Consider the following 14502-nt stretch of genomic DNA (forward strand, 5'->3'; position numbering starts at 1 on the left):
GGCAAGATGAATCAGGCCGCTGAGATGGTCAATTTCAAACCCAGCTGCTGGAAGATTTTCAGCAGGGTATCCAGATTGGGCATCGTTTTAAAGGATTCGATCCGTGCCACCGAGGATTGCGGAATGCCGCACCTCGCTGCCAGTTCCCGCTGGCTCAATCCCATCGCATTGCGCTGCTCTACCATTGCTTTCACGATTGCAGACATCGCTTCCGCTTCCCGGATATCCTTTGCAATGTCCGGGTCAACAGCTGCCACATGCTCCTTATAATCGTTCCAGGTCCTCATATTCATTCACCCTTTCTTGCAAGCCAATCATCACGTTCCGCTTTTGCTCGTTCAATTTCACGCCGCGGTGTTTTTTGCGATTTCTTCCGAAACTGGTGCAGCAGCACAAACCGGTCACCCCGCCAACAGAAGTAGAATACCCGGTTATTTCCCGGACGCAGCTCCCAGATGCCATCCATCAGATGCTTCGTCACATTCTCGGAAAGCCGTGTTCCGTTGTCCTGCAGCAGCTGGATATACAACACGATCTGTTTATACTGTATTCGCGCATCCTTATTGGATGCGCTTTTTATCCGCAGCTCTTCCAAAAAGTCCCACAGTTCGGAAACGCCTCTGTCGTTCTCGTAAAATTCGACTGTATACATTCATGTTCCTCTTCTATGTGCGGCTTATCCCTCAGCCTTATGATAGCACATTTGCTATCAGTCGTCAATCTGTTTTCTCATCTCCCACACTCTCTTGCAAGCCAAAAGGGCCCTGCGGCATTTGCAGGGCCCTTTCGGTTATGGGAGATCATGAAACAGCAAAGCATCTTTACCATGCTGCCCCAGCCTGTGGCTCAGCGCTTTTTGCTGCGCTTCTTCTTGCGCGGGGCAGAACGGGCAGGGTTCTGGGTGGGAACAGAATCATTGGAGCGCTTCTGCTCCATCCGATATCTGACGTAATTGGGAATCACGACCGCGATCACGATCAGCAGGACCCAGACCAGGATGCTGGGCTGCTCGTGGTTGGTGTTGAACAGAAACTGCATGACATTATCCATAGGGTGTTTTCCTTTCCGGCCCAGCAGGCCGCCAGAGGGCTTTTTACAGCCAGATGTTGCCGTTCTCGTCCGGTTTCATGGGCACGGCAATGATGAAGTCCACGATGGTCATAGCGGCAGAGAAACCACTCCAGAAGGTTGCCAGATACAGCAGGCCCAGCACCGGGCGCTTGGCATAGAACTGGTGCGCACCAAACGCACCCAGAATGCACAGGCGCATATACTTCTTACGGCTGACACAGTGCTTTTCACGGTGTTCTCTCCAGTATAACAGGTGGTCGATGGTGTTCCAGATGAACCCATGATCCGGGTCCTTTCCCCACTGTGTCTTTTCTTCCATTTACGATGTACCTCTTGTCTGAATTTTGTTCCAAAAGCAGAAAACCGCCCGCCGCAAGGGCGAGCGGTTTTCCTATTTGATTTTACAGGTTTCCGCAGAAAATTGCAAGTACCAATTAGGCGTTCTCAGCCATGGCCTTCATCTTGATCTGAGCGACCTCATCCTGGATCTCTTCCATCTTCTCCTTGGTCAGGGGATAGAACTTCATAGCGATCAGGTTGCAGACCAGGCCGATCATGATCATGCCGTATGCGCAGAAGACAACGCCGCCGCGCAGGCCCGGGGTAACGGGGTCACCCATAACGGGGTTGTGGTCGGTGTAGCCGCACATGCTGAACATGACACCGGCGACCATGGGTGCGAAAGAGGAGACCAGCTTATCCACGAAGCTGAACAGGGTGCCCATCAGGCCGGGGACGTACTTGCCGGTACGGTAGACTTCGTAGTCGGCGCAGTCAGCGGTCATGGGGATGACGATGTTGCCGGAAATGCCCTGGAAACCAGCGGCGATGATGGTCAGAACGAGGTACAGGATCAGGAAGTAGCCCCAGTTCAGAGCGCCGGTAGCGGGGTTAGAGGTCATGGTGGTGGGATCACCGAACAGCCACAGGGCTGCCAGAGCGCCGTTGATGACCAGACCACCCACAGAGCCGATCAGCATAGCCTTGCGCTGACCCAGTCTGGTAGCAAAGAAGCTGATGAACAGGAAGCACACGATGGTGCTGGGGATGGTGACCAGACCGGTAACGTTACTCTGCAGCAGGTTGGAACCGGCGATGCAGGCGAACATGGCGACCATGACGGCGCTGGACTTTGCAGAAGAACCCAGCTTATCGGTAGATGCGGACAGGACCAGCATCTGAATGGCGCGGTTGTTCTTCAGGGTATCCCAGTAATCCTTCAGGCCGACCTTGATGGGTTTGCCGGTGCCAAAGAATTCAGGACGATCCTTGGGAGTGATGGAGATCACAGCGATCACGGTGAAGCAGGCGGACATGATGGCGGTCATCATCCACAGGGTGTGCATGAACTGAGTGGAAGCGTAGCCGCCCACATCGGTGTAGCCATCAGCAATACGAGGGATGACAATGCCCAGAACGGCGAACAGCAGGGTGTTGAACACGCCGTCGAAGGAAGCGAACATAGGGCGCTGCTTGGGGTCATTGGTCATGCAGCTCTGTGCAGACTTGGTAACAACACACTGGCAGGTGTAGCCCAGGTAGTAGACCATCAGAACGACCACATAGAAGGGGAAGCGCACGCCCTGAGGCAGCTTGTGGGTGACATGGAAAGCGATGTAGCTGGTGACGCACAGGATGATGTTGCCGATCACGATGAACGGGCGGTTCTTGCCGAACTTGCTGTTGGTCTTATCGACCATGAAGCCAACGAACGGGTCAGTAACACCGTCCCAGATACGCATCATCATGGTCAGGGAAGAAGCGACCATCATGCCAACGCCGACCCAGCCCATCAGGTAGTAGGTGGCGTAGTTCATCATAAACAGGTAAATGTTGGTTGCGGTGTTGTTCAGTGCGTAGCCTGCGATACGCCACAGGGGAACGCGGTGGATGCCGTTGTGCTCATAGTCCTTATCATAGAACTTATCCGGCAGACTTCTGGTTTTTGCCATTTCATTCTCTCCTTTGTTCACGCGGGAACATTCTCCGTTTTCTCCATGGGGCTTACAGCTGCCACTGCGTACCAGCCCGTCCGGAACTTTATGTCTATATTATGAACGTTTTTTGATCTATCTGTTAGTAATATTTTAAGGTAAAACAGGTCGATTTTACGATTATGGGAAAAGTTTCACTAATGTGAAAAATTCTATTGTGCTTATTGCACAATCAATTGATATACTAGTATAGCACAACGCCAGTTAGCCGCCGCTATGCTGTGCACTGCAAAAAGCGTCCTCCGGCAGCAGAAAGGGCCCACGGCGAATGCCGCAGGCCCTTTCTGGCGCTAGGAGGTAAATGAATGAATAGAGGAAGATGTCAGATCAGGATGTCGCCGTTCTCATCGGCCTGCATGGGCAGTGCAATGAGAAGGTCAGTCACGCAGAGGAAGAAGGGCACCATGCTCCAGAAGAACAGGGTGTAGAAGGCCGCCAGCGCATACCGCTTTTCATAGTAGCGGTGGCCGCCGCACCAGCCCAGAAACAGGCAGAGCAGAAGGTACTTTTTTTTGTTCACCTTGTGCCTTACGCGGTTCTTTTTCCAATCGTGATACTTACCAATGAGGCCCGGGCTCTTCTCCTTTTCAAGATCGATGCCGGCTTCCAGCTTGGCATCCTGCAGCGCCAGCTCCGCCTTGATAAAGTCATCCCGTGTGAACTCTTCGCCGGTCTCCAGCTTGTGGAACACATCGTCCGTTACCTGCTGGCGGCTGCCGGTGCCGTAATAGCCGGTGCTCCAATCGTCCTTTTCCTCGTCGTAGTGCTCCACATCGCCCAGCAGTTCGCCGGTGGTGGGGGCCTTTTCCGGGGCCTCAGCGGAGGGGGCCGGGGTGATCTCAGGGGTCTGGTTCAGCTTGTTTTCTTCTGCCATAGTGGTATTCCTTCCGGGTCTCAGGTATCAGAAAGTCCTGCGGCAGAGGATGGCCCGCCGCAGGACATTTCCGGTTACGATGCAGGACAGCGGCGCTGTCCCGGATTCAAAATTTCCGCAGGGAGATGGTTGGCATTAAGCCTGCTTTGCAGCAGCCTCAGCCTTGATGCGGCCGATCTCAGCCTGGATCTCTTCCATCTTCTCCTTGGTCAGGGGATAGAAGTGCATGGCAACAACGTTGCACAGCCAGCCAACGATGGGAAGCAGGACGAAGCAGCCGATGGTTGCCCAGAAGATGCCGTCAGAGTACGGAGTCAGAGTATCGGGCAGAGCATCCTTGAAACCAGCCATGGAGTAGAACAGGGCCACCAGAGTAGCTGCCAGAGAGGAGACCAGCTTATCCACAAAGCTGAACAGGGTGCCCATCAGGCCGGGGACGTACTTGCCGGTACGGTAGACTTCGTAGTCGGCGCAGTCAGCGGTCATGGTGATAACGATGGAGGAGGACAGAGCCTGCACACCGCGCCATGCGATGATCAGCAGGATGAAGATCAGGCCGGTAGCAGTCCAGCCGTTGAACAGGGTGCCCCAGGTGTCGGGACGGATGATACGGAATGCGGGGAGCGCAAACTTGGTAGCATCGCCCTTGGGGTTCACAAAGACCAGGAACAGGGTGATGATGATAGAACCGATGATGCCGCCATAGGTGCCGGTCATCATGGATGCCTTCTGGCCCATCTGACGTGCGATCTTGTTCATCAGCAGGATGGAGATCAGAGCGATGGGGATAGAGGTGATCTGAGAGTAGCTGGAGAATGCGGCATAGTTGCCGAAGATGATGCCGAACAGGCAGATCATAACAGTGGAGTTGCTCATGGTGGACATGAACAGCTTATCAGTAGACGCGGAGACCACCAGCATCTGGATGGCGCGGTTGTGAGCCAGGGTGTCAACGTAATCCTTCACGCCGACCTTCTGGGCGGTGCCCAGACCGAAGTACTTGGAGTTATCCTTACGCCACAGAGCAATGATGGCGCAGATTGCAAACACTGCAGACAGGCCGCCGAACATCAGCTGCATGGTGGTGAACAGGCCGGGGTTGTAGAAAGCGGACAGGCTGCCGCCGGACTTCTCCACGATGCCTGCCAGAGCGGGGTTCTGTGCCACCAGAGAAGCGATCTCTGCAGCGTTGTTCTCAGCAGTCAGGGTGAACTTGGGAACCAGGCTGTCGGTAACGATGACAGGGATGACAATGTTCATCAGGATGATGTTGTACACGGTATCGCACATTGCGAAGATGGGGCGCTGCTTGGGATCGTTGGTCAGGCAGGTCTGAGCAGACTTGGTGACAACGCACTGGCAGGTGTAGCCCAGGATGTAGATCATGTAGATGATGATGAACGCAACAAAGCGGACACCAGTGCCCATCTTGGGGATGAAGTTGAACATCACGAAGGTGGTGACGAACATGATGATCTGACCGATGACAATGAACGGACGGTTTTTGCCGAACTTGCCGTTGGTCTTATCGACCATCATACCAACGAACGGGTCGGTGACACCGTCCCAGACACGCATGATGGTGACGATGGAACCGGCCAGCACGGATGCCAGACCGACGATACCGATCAGGAAGTAGCTGATGTAACCGACCACCATCATGTAGGTGTTGGTGGAGGTGTTATTCAGAGCGTACATCATGATCTCCCACATTTTCGCTCTGTGGATGCCGTTTTCTTCAAGCGGCTGTTTGACCTTTGCCATAGAGAAGCTCTCCTTTCAATTCTGCGGCCGGTGTGCTGCCACTCACTCCGGCCTTTCATTCGGTCCCCCGTGGGCTGCGGCTGCCACATCGCGAACCGGGGGATTTTTATGTATACATTATGAACTATCCCTCAAATTTCTGTTAGTAAAATTTTGAGGTAAAACAGGACAATTTTACTCTCCTTGGGCGAAATCAACAGTTTTAAAAAACAGCGTTCGTCATTTTGCACATGATTGTAAGATACTAGTACAGCACATTCCACAAAACAGACTTGTATTCCAACCGCGCGCAAAAAAAGAATACAAGGAAAGTGCGGAAATATCCAAAAAATTTTCTAGTTGTTCCGCGCGGGGGCCTATTATAATAGGTATAGCATCTGCGGCTCTGTGGCATGGGCCGCTGCGTTCAAAAGAAAAGGAGAAAACACTATGGCAGTGAAAGCATCCGAGCGTGTAAAGCGCTACCAGAACCCCAACGGCCCCACCATCAGCACCGTGGAGCGCAAGGTCATCGAGCAGGACGGCCTGTATTTCAAGGACATCGACGGCACCGGCACCGTCAGCGCAGTCAACGACTGGCGCTTGACCCCGGCTGAGCGCGCCGAGGCCTATGTCAAGGTTCTGACCACCAGCGAGAAGATCGGCCAGATCTTCACCTCCGACTGGCGCATGGGCCCCAAGTATCCTTCCCCCCGTCTGGCAGCCAACGGCCACAAGCCCGTGGCGGACGAAAGCGGCCTGCTGGACGAGGCACCCGTGAACGTCTCCGACAGCATCTTCGGCTCCCAGTCCCTGCCCAGCACCTCTGACATGGTCAAGAAGAGCTTCAACCGCCACGTCATCCTGCGCGAGAGCCCCACGCCCGAGGATCTGGCAGATTACCTGAACCAGCTGCAGTACCTGACCGAGACCTGTGATCACTTTGTTCCCATGCAGGTCATGTCCAACAGCCGCAACGAGAACGGTGAGGTCGTGTTCGGCATGAACGATGCCACCGGCGTGTTTGCCACCTATCCCGGCACCCTGGGCATTGCTGCTGCCGTCAAGGGCACCGCACGCATCGACATCATCGACAAGTTCGCCGACACCATCCGCCGCGAGTGGAATGCCTGCGGCCTGAAGAAGGGCTACATGTACATGGCCGACTGCGTCACCGACCCCCGTTGGCAGCGCACCTTCGGCACCTTTGGCGAGGACCCCGCACTGATTGAGGAGATCTTCGACCACCTGATCCCCGGCATCCAGGGCGGCAGCAACGGCGTTACCCCCGAGGGTGTTTCCATGACCGTGAAGCACTTCCCCGGCGGCGGTGCCCGTGAGAACGGCTTTGACCCCCACTATGCAGCAGGCCAGTGGAACATCTACGCCACCCCCGGCTCCCTGCAGAAGTACCACATCCCGGCATTCCGTGCAGCCATCCGCCACAATGCCGAGTCCATCATGCCCTACTACTCCAAGCCCAGCGCCGAGAAGAGCGCTCCGCAGGAGGACTTCAACGGCAACCCCATCGAGCTCCAGCCCTACGGCTTTGCCTACAACAAAGTGTTCATCGACGGCCTGCTGCGCGGCCAGATGGGCTTCAAGGGCTACATCAACTCCGACACCGGCATCGTCCACAATATGTGCTGGGGCGTTGACATGCTGGACGAGCCCGAGCGCATCGGCTATGCTGTCACCCAGAGCGGCGTGGACCTGATCTCCGGCCTGCTGGACAACGAGCTGGGCGAGGAGAGCTACGCCCGCGGCACCAACGACTACTACGACACCCACGCAGTGCCCGCCGGCTTCAAGAAGGAAGATCTGGTGCTGACCGATGCCAGCCTGAACCGCGCTGTCAGCCGCACCCTGACCGAGCTGTTCCGTCAGGGCATGTTCGAGGACACCTACGCCGACCCCAGGAAGGCCGCCGAGGTCGTTGCCACCAAGGCCGACTGGGAGGAAGCTTCCCGCGTGCACCGCGAGTCCGTTGTCCTGCTGAAGAACGACGGCACCCTGCCCCTGAAGGACGGCACCAAGGTCTATGCTGAGGCCTTTGGCAAGAGCGCCGAGGCCGGTGAGGCCGCCACCAAGGCCCTGCGCGAGATGCTGGGCAATGTCACTCTGGTGGACACCCCCGATGAGGCCCAGGTGGCCTTACTGATGGTCAGCCCCCAGTCCGGTGCATACTTCAACGCCACCCCGGGCTACCTGGAGCTGGACATCTGCGAGGACAAGACGGTCTGCAACGTGGATGAGAGCGGCAAGCCCACCACCGAGACCCACAAGGAGACCACTCTGGTGGGCGCAAACCGTCTGGCCGGTATCGCTGCTGCGGTCCACGCCCACGGCGGCAAGGTCGTTTCCAACATCAACTGCCCGCTGGCCTGGGAGGTCGGCAATGTGGAGAAGGTCTCCGACGCTCTGACCGTCGGCTTTGACACCTACCCCTCCGCAACGCTGGATGTGATGTTCGGCCGCTTTGCTCCCGTTGGCAAACTGCCCCTGACCCTGCCCAAGGGCGACGAGGTGCTGGCTGTGAACGCGGACGGTGTCTGCATCAGCCCCAACGACGTGCCCGGCTTTGCAAAGGATGCCTACATGCCCGACAGCATGAAGGACGAGAACGGCAAGGCTTACGCCTACCGTGATGCCGCAGGCAACTACTACGAGATGAACTTCGGCCTGACGTTCTGAGGGCAGCCCTCTCCGTCTCGCTCAAACCAAAGGAGACACTTTCCATGGCACAAACGCAGAAAAAACAGCAGGATATGGGCACGGGTGACGTGAAAAAGCTCCTGCTCCAGCTGATGATCCCCGCCGTTGTGGCGCAGGTGGTCAACCTGCTGTACAACATCGTGGACCGCATCTACATCGGCCACATCTCGGGGATCGGCGCGGCGGCTCTGACCGGCGTAGGCCTGTTTACCCCCATCCTGATGCTCCTGAACGCCTTTGCCATGCTCATCGGCTCCGGCGGCGCGCCCCGCACCGCCATCGCCATGGGCCAGGGCGACAAGAAGCAGGCAGAAAAGATCGTCAGCAACAGCTTTACCATGCTGCTGCTCTTCTCGGTCGTCCTGACCATCGTCTTTTACGCCGCCGCACCCACCCTGCTGCGGCTGTTTGGTGCCAGTGACACCACCCTGCCCTACGCCCTGACTTACAGCCGCATCTACATTCTGGGCACCATCTGCGTGCTGATCGTGCTTGGCATGAACACCTTCATCACTGCGCAGGGCTTTGCCAAGATCAGTATGCTGACCACCGTTATCGGCGCGGTCATCAACATCGTGCTGGACCCCATCCTCATCTTTGGGCTGGGCATGGGCGTAAAGGGTGCTGCCATTGCCACCGTGCTGAGCCAGGCAGTGGGTGCCATCTGGGTCATCCGCTTCCTCACCGGCCCCAAGACCATCCTCAAGATCCGCAAAGAGGACATGAAGCTGGAAGGGAAGATCATCATGCCCGTGCTGGCACTGGGCATTTCCACCTTCGTCATGCTCTCCACCGAGAGCCTGCTGTCCATCAGCTTCAGCTCCAGCCTGGCCCGCTACGGCGGTGACGTGGCCGTGGGTGCCATGACCGTGATCACCAGCGCCTCCCAGCTGTGCACCATGCCCATCTCGGGCATCTGCCAGGGCGGCCAGCCGGTGATGAGCTTCAACTTCGGCGCAGGCAAGAAAGACCGCGTCAAGCAGGCATTCCGCTTCCAGCTGACCCTCTGCCTGAGCTACACCACCATCTTCTGGCTGCTGATGATGCTGGTTCCCGGTGCAGTGGCTGGCATCTTCACCTCGGATGCCTCCCTGATCGATTACACCACCTGGGCCATGCGCATCTACATGGCGGGCATCTTCTCCACCGGTGTCCAGATCGCCTGCCAGCAGAGCTTTATGGCGCTGGGTCAGGCCAAGGTCAGCCTGCTGCTGGCCTGCCTGCGCAAGCTCATCCTGCTCATCCCTCTCATCTTTATCCTGCCCCATGTGGTCGCGAACCCCGTGTTCGGCGTGTTCCTTGCCGAGCCCGTCAGTGACATCATCGCCGCTACCGTGACCGCCACCACCTTCTTCCTCCAGTTCAATAAGATCCTGGACAAGGGCGCTGGCAGGGTCTGATGAGGGCCACGGCCTGAGCCGCAGACCCTGAGAGAAACAATAAGAGCCCCGGAGCTGCAGTTTCCATGCAGCCCCGGGGCTCTTTCTCGTTTTTACAGACCGGCCAGCAGGATGGCCAGCACGGCTTTCTGCACATGGAGACGGTTCTCGGCCTCGTCAAAGATCTCGTCGGCGTGCTCCTCAAAGACGGCGGTGGAGATCTCCTCGCCCCGGTGCGCAGGCAGGCAGTGGAGGAGCATGGCATCGGGCTTTGCCCCCTCCATCAGCCTGCTGGTCACCTGAAAGCCCGCGAAGTCCCGCAGGCGGCGCTCACTTTCGGGGGTACCGGGGGCCGTATTCCATGCGGCGGTCACCACCACATCGGCATCCTTCACACCCTCGGCGGGGTCGGTGAGCAGGTGAAACTTTTCGCCATACTTGTGGGCGAACATCAGCACGTCGGCGGCAGGGCGGTAGCCCTCGGGGCAGACACAGGTCACACGCATCCCTGCCAGCAGGCCGCCTACGATGAGGCTGTTTGCCATGCTGCAGCCATCGCCGATGAAGCAGAGCTTCTGGCCCTCCAGCGTGCCCCGGCGCTCCCGGATGGTCATCAGGTCGGCCAGCACCTGGCAGGGATGGGCATAGTCGGTCAGGCCGTTGATCACGGGCACACCGGCCAGCTCGGCAAACTCTTCCAGATCGCACTGGCGGTAAGTGCGCCAGACCACGCAGTCGTAGTAGCGGCCCAGCACCCGGGCGGTATCTTTGAGGGGCTCGCCCCGGCCGGACTGCAGCTCGGTGGCGGCGTTCATGTAATTGCCCAGACCGCCCAGCTGGTAGACACCCACCTCAAAGCTGGTGCGGGTGCGGGTGGAGTTTTTGGAGAACATCAGCGCCACGCTCCTGCCCTTGAGCAGCGCCGGGGTCGTCCCGGCCTTCTGCTCTGCCTTGAGCTCCTCCGCCACATCAAGGATGTGGTGGAGCTCAGCGGGGGAGAGGTCGCTCATTTTCAGCAGATGTTTCATGCCTGCTCCTTTGGAGCCTTCTGCTCCATCTCGGTCAGCACCTCGTTCAGGATGCCCAGAGCCTTTTCCACATCGTGGGCGGTCAGGGTCAGCGGGGGCAGCAGGCGCAGGCGGCTCTTGGCCGTGAGCACCAGCAGGCCCTTTTCGCGGCAGGCGGCCAGCACGTCCGCGGCCTGGATGCCGCCAAAGAACTCGATGCCCACCATCAGGCCAATGCCGGAAAGGTTCTTGACCATGGGCAGCTTGGCCAGACCAGCACGCAGCTGGACGGCCCGCTCGCTGACATTGGCCAGGAAGCTCTGATCCATCCGATCCACCACCACGTTGGCACCGGCGCAGACCACCGGGTTGCCGCCAAAGGTGGAACCGTGGCTACCGGGGCCCATGCCCTCGGCGGTCTTTTCGTTCAGCAGAACGGCACCGATGGGCAGGCCGCCGCCCAGACCCTTGGCCAGCGTGACGATATCGGGCTTGAGGTTGTAGTGCTCACAGCACAGGAAGGTGCCGGTGCGGCCCACGCCGGTCTGCACCTCGTCCACGATGAGGACAAGGTCCTTTTCATCACAGAGGGCGCGCACGGCCTGCACATACTCAGGGTCCAGCGCCATCACGCCGCCCTCGCCCTGGATCAGCTCCAGCATAATGGCGCAGGTATGGCGGTCCACCAGTTCCCGGAGGCCTTCGATGTCACCGGCGGTGGTATAAACAAAGCCCTCGTTGAAGGGGCCAAAGTAGTTGTGGAACACCTCCTGACCGGTGGCGGTCAGGGTGGCAATGGTGCGGCCATGGAAGCTGTTGACCAGCGTGATCACAACATCGCGGCCCTTGCCGTAGTGATCAAAGCTGTACTTGCGGGCGGCCTTGATGGCACCCTCGTTGGCCTCGGCACCGGAATTTCCAAAGAAAACCTTGCTCATGCCGGTGCGCTTGCACAGCTTTTTGGCCAGCTTGCCGCAGGGAGCAGTGTAATAGAGGTTGGAGGTGTGCTGCAGCTTATGGGCCTGCACGGAGACGGCCTCGGCCCAGGTCAGGTCGCAGTAGCCCAGACTGTTCACGCCGATACCGCTGGTGAAATCCAGATACTTCTGGCCCTCGGGGCCCTCGGCATACAGGCCGTGGCCCTTTTCCAGTGCAATGGGGTTGCGGTTATAGGTGTGCAGGACATATTCGTTGTCCCGCTTGATGACTTTTTCGGAATCCATTTTGTGCCCTCCTTACGGTAACGCTGTTCTTTCCCGCAATGCCAAAGGCTCCCCTACCAGGGGAGCTGTCGCGTCAGCGACTGAGAGGTTGTATGAAGGACAACGTCTCCTCTGTCCAACCTCTCCGTCAATGCTTCGCATTGCCACCTCCCCTAGTAGGGGAGGCCTTGGCAAAATGGGCAAGTCTTTCTTTTATTATATAGTGTCCGTGCTCTTTCAGCAAGCCTTATTCCTGATGGCTGCGGCGGTAGAACCGGGTGCCGGAGCCCCGGTTGGAGAACAGCTCCAGCAGGATGGAGTGGGGCACGCGGCCATCGATGATGACCGCCTCGTGGACTCCCTGATAGATGGCATCGGCCATGCCGCCGATCTTGGGGATCATGCCGCCCGCAATGATGCCGGCAGCCTTGTAGCCCTCGATCTCGCTGACCTCCACCTCGGGGATCAGGGTGGTCTCATCGTCCTTATCCCGCAGCAGGCCGGCGATATCGGTCATGGAGACCAGCTTCTCGGCCTTGAGGGCAATGGCGATCTGTGCGGCAGCGGTGTCGGCGTTGACATTATAGGCCTGACCCAGATCGTCCATGCCCACCGTTGCGATCACAGGGATATAGCCGCCGTCCAGCAGGGTGGAGATCAGGGTGGGGTCCACATGGATGATCTCGCCCACATGGCCCAGTGCGGGGTCCAGCTCGGTGCAGCGGAGCATCTGGCCGTCCATGCCGCACAGGCCCACGCCGCGGCCGCGCAGCTTTGCCACAAGGTCCTTGTTCACCTTACCGGCCAGCACCTGCTGGACGATCTCCATGGTAGCGTCATCGGTCACGCGCAGACCGTTGTTGAAATGGCTCTCCACGCCGACTTTTTTCAGCATCTCGTTGATGGCCGGGCCGCCGCCGTGCACCAGCACCACCCGCACCCCCAGCAGGGTCAGGGTGACAAGGTCGTTCATCACGGCGTTTTTCAGCGTCTCGTTGATCATGGCGTTGCCGCCGTATTTGATGACCATGGTCTTGCCATGGTATTTCTGGATGTAAGGGGTCGCCTCCGAAAACAGGAGGGCCATTTCTTCGTTCTTCATATACTCTCCTTGCCGCCAGCACACTTGCTCCGGCATTCATTTTCCACCAGACAAACTCCTTCCGTCATCGCTGCGCGATGCCACCTCCCTCAAAGAGGGAGGCATTCAGGCCCCTTCCTTGAGGGGGCTGTCGCCGCAGTCGACTGGGGGAGTTTTATCAGGTCCGATAATCCCCGTTGATTTTCACATAATCATAAGTCAGATCACAGCCCCATGCCTTGGCGCTGGCATCGCCGGTACCCATATCCACCTTGACAAGGATATCATGCTCCGCCAGAACTTTGGCGGCCTCGTCCTCGCTGTAGGGGTGGTAGGCGGCGTTCTCGCAGACATAGACCTCACCGGCGGCACTGCTCAGCCAGACACAGACCTTGTCGATGGAGAAATCGCCTGGGGTGTAGCCGATGGCGCAGAGGATGCGGCCCCAGTTGGCATCGCGGCCAAAGACAGCAGCCTTGAACAGGTTGGAGCAGACCACGCTGCGGCTGACGGCACGGGCCGTTTTCAGGTCGGGGGCGTGGGTCACCTCGCAGGTGATGAGGTGGGTGGCACCCTCGCCGTCACCGGCGTGCTCGGCGCACATGTGCTCAGCAATGGCGGTCAGGGCCGCCACAAAGGCATCGTAGTCGGCGTTCTCTTCGCAGATCTCGGGGTTTCCGGCCAGACCGGAGGCCATGATGATCAGGGTATCGTTGGTGGAGGTATCCAGATCCACGCTCATCTGGTTGTAGGTGCCGGGCACCACGGTCTTGAGGGCCTTTTCCAGCAGAGCGGGGGAAACGGCGGCATCGGTGGTGTAGAAGGCCAGCATGGTGGCCATGTTGGGGGCGATCATGCCGCTGCCCTTGCCAATGGCACCCACGGTGCAGGTCTTGCCGCCCAGCTCAAACTGGATGGCGTACTCCTTTTTGTGGGTATCGGTGGTCATAATGGCCGTGGCTGCATCGGTGCTGCCCTGCGCAGTGGCTGTCAGCTTCGCGGCGGCGGCGGGGATTCCCCGGGCAAAGGGGTCAATGACCATGGGCTGGCCAATGACACCGGTGGAAGCGGGCAGCACATCCTCGGCGGGGATGTGCAGTGCCTCGCCCACCAGCGCACAGCACTCCTCGGCCAGAGCCACGCCGTTGGCGGCGCAGGTATTGGCGTTGCCGCTGTTCACAAGAATGGCCTGTGCATAGCCGTCCTTCAGGTGGGCGCGGTCCACCTTGATGGGTGCGCCGCAGACCTTATTGGTGGTGTAGACACCGGCGGCGGCACAGCGCACCTCCGCCTTGATGAGTGCCAGATCGTATTTTTCATTATGATTTGCGCGGATGCCGCAGTGCACGCCAGCCGCTGCAAAGCCTTTGGGGGCACAAATGCCGCCCGCAACTTCTTGATACATACTACTTTCTCCCTTCAGCATCCTCACCCTC

13 protein-coding genes are annotated in these 14502 nt (G+C 58.4%); 2 read left to right on the forward strand and 11 right to left on the reverse strand.

Features of this window, described 5'->3' with window-relative positions:
• Positions 1-11 precede the first annotated feature (11 nt).
• From J3351_RS03925 to J3351_RS03955, 7 genes are all read right to left on the reverse strand, one after another.
• Entirely contained in the window at positions 12-293 is a 282-nt protein-coding gene (locus J3351_RS03925; protein ID WP_347562940.1) for a helix-turn-helix transcriptional regulator, read from the reverse strand.
• Positions 290-652, reverse strand: coding sequence for a type II toxin-antitoxin system RelE/ParE family toxin (locus J3351_RS03930; protein WP_117505642.1), 363 nt, complete (start codon positions 650-652; stop codon positions 290-292). Before J3351_RS03930 ends, J3351_RS03925 begins: the two co-directional genes overlap by 4 nt.
• A 194-nt stretch (positions 653-846) precedes the next feature.
• Positions 847-1050 (reverse strand): hypothetical protein, encoded by a 204-nt coding sequence (locus tag J3351_RS03935; protein ID WP_005928830.1) that lies wholly within the window; start codon positions 1048-1050, stop codon positions 847-849.
• A 43-nt stretch (positions 1051-1093) separates the two neighbouring features.
• Positions 1094-1390, reverse strand: a complete 297-nt coding sequence (locus J3351_RS03940; RefSeq protein ID WP_097773042.1) for a TM2 domain-containing protein — start codon at positions 1388-1390, stop codon at positions 1094-1096.
• A 115-nt stretch (positions 1391-1505) separates the two neighbouring features.
• Positions 1506-3023 carry an MFS transporter gene (locus J3351_RS03945; RefSeq protein ID WP_207697172.1) on the reverse strand — a complete coding sequence of 506 codons (1518 nt, stop codon included), beginning with the start codon at positions 3021-3023 and terminating at the stop codon, positions 1506-1508.
• Between the two features lie 364 nt (positions 3024-3387).
• Entirely contained in the window at positions 3388-3939 is a 552-nt protein-coding gene (locus J3351_RS03950; RefSeq protein WP_197036446.1) for a TM2 domain-containing protein, read from the reverse strand.
• 135 nt (positions 3940-4074) lie between these two features.
• Positions 4075-5703, reverse strand: a complete 1629-nt coding sequence (locus J3351_RS03955) for an MFS transporter (protein WP_207697173.1) — start codon at positions 5701-5703, stop codon at positions 4075-4077.
• Positions 5704-6132: 429 nt separating this feature from the next.
• Here J3351_RS03955 and J3351_RS03960 point away from each other — a divergent pair, with 429 nt between their 5' ends.
• Positions 6133-8376, forward strand: a complete 2244-nt coding sequence (locus tag J3351_RS03960; protein ID WP_098923902.1) for a glycoside hydrolase family 3 N-terminal domain-containing protein — start codon at positions 6133-6135, stop codon at positions 8374-8376.
• Positions 8377-8420: 44 nt separating this feature from the next.
• On the forward strand, positions 8421-9797 hold the full coding sequence (locus J3351_RS03965) for an MATE family efflux transporter (protein WP_005928849.1): 1377 nt from the start codon (positions 8421-8423) through the stop codon (positions 9795-9797).
• Positions 9798-9889: 92 nt separating this feature from the next.
• Here J3351_RS03965 and argF read toward each other — a convergent pair whose 3' ends face one another.
• The 4 genes from argF to argJ all read right to left on the reverse strand — a co-directional run bounded on the left by argF (position 9890) and on the right by argJ (position 14471).
• Positions 9890-10804: an ornithine carbamoyltransferase gene (gene argF / locus J3351_RS03970; protein WP_005928855.1), complete on the reverse strand. Its 915-nt coding sequence runs from the start codon at positions 10802-10804 to the stop codon at positions 9890-9892.
• On the reverse strand, positions 10801-12006 hold the full coding sequence (locus tag J3351_RS03975; protein ID WP_207697174.1) for an acetylornithine/succinylornithine family transaminase: 1206 nt from the start codon (positions 12004-12006) through the stop codon (positions 10801-10803). The genes argF and J3351_RS03975 overlap by 4 nt, the downstream gene beginning before the upstream one ends.
• Positions 12007-12232: 226 nt before the next feature.
• Positions 12233-13087: an acetylglutamate kinase gene (gene argB, locus J3351_RS03980; RefSeq protein WP_097773048.1), complete on the reverse strand. Its 855-nt coding sequence runs from the start codon at positions 13085-13087 to the stop codon at positions 12233-12235.
• A gap of 157 nt (positions 13088-13244) precedes the next feature.
• Positions 13245-14471: a bifunctional glutamate N-acetyltransferase/amino-acid acetyltransferase ArgJ gene (gene argJ, locus J3351_RS03985; protein WP_207697175.1), complete on the reverse strand. Its 1227-nt coding sequence runs from the start codon at positions 14469-14471 to the stop codon at positions 13245-13247.
• Positions 14472-14502: the final 31 nt, after the last annotated feature.

Origin of the sequence: Faecalibacterium sp. Marseille-Q0746 (genome assembly GCF_017377595.1) — a bacterium.
GTDB classification, from domain to species: Bacteria; Bacillota; Clostridia; order Oscillospirales; family Ruminococcaceae; genus Faecalibacterium; species Faecalibacterium duncaniae.

Coding starts and splice junctions, on each gene's coding strand:
- J3351_RS03930 (WP_117505642.1), bottom strand. CDS start 652: ATGTATACAGTCGAATTTTACGAGAACGACAGAGGCGTTTCCGAACTG.
- J3351_RS03945 (WP_207697172.1), bottom strand. CDS start 3,023: ATGGCAAAAACCAGAAGTCTGCCGGATAAGTTCTATGATAAGGACTAT.
- J3351_RS03965 (WP_005928849.1), top strand. CDS start 8,421: ATGGCACAAACGCAGAAAAAACAGCAGGATATGGGCACGGGTGACGTG.
- J3351_RS03950 (WP_197036446.1), bottom strand. CDS start 3,939: ATGGCAGAAGAAAACAAGCTGAACCAGACCCCTGAGATCACCCCGGCC.
- argJ (WP_207697175.1), bottom strand. CDS start 14,471: ATGTATCAAGAAGTTGCGGGCGGCATTTGTGCCCCCAAAGGCTTTGCA.
- J3351_RS03925 (WP_347562940.1), bottom strand. CDS start 293: ATGAATATGAGGACCTGGAACGATTATAAGGAGCATGTGGCAGCTGTT.
- J3351_RS03960 (WP_098923902.1), top strand. CDS start 6,133: ATGGCAGTGAAAGCATCCGAGCGTGTAAAGCGCTACCAGAACCCCAAC.
- J3351_RS03975 (WP_207697174.1), bottom strand. CDS start 12,006: ATGGATTCCGAAAAAGTCATCAAGCGGGACAACGAATATGTCCTGCAC.
- J3351_RS03940 (WP_097773042.1), bottom strand. CDS start 1,390: ATGGAAGAAAAGACACAGTGGGGAAAGGACCCGGATCATGGGTTCATC.
- argB (WP_097773048.1), bottom strand. CDS start 13,087: ATGAAGAACGAAGAAATGGCCCTCCTGTTTTCGGAGGCGACCCCTTAC.
- J3351_RS03935 (WP_005928830.1), bottom strand. CDS start 1,050: ATGGATAATGTCATGCAGTTTCTGTTCAACACCAACCACGAGCAGCCC.
- argF (WP_005928855.1), bottom strand. CDS start 10,804: ATGAAACATCTGCTGAAAATGAGCGACCTCTCCCCCGCTGAGCTCCAC.
- J3351_RS03955 (WP_207697173.1), bottom strand. CDS start 5,703: ATGGCAAAGGTCAAACAGCCGCTTGAAGAAAACGGCATCCACAGAGCG.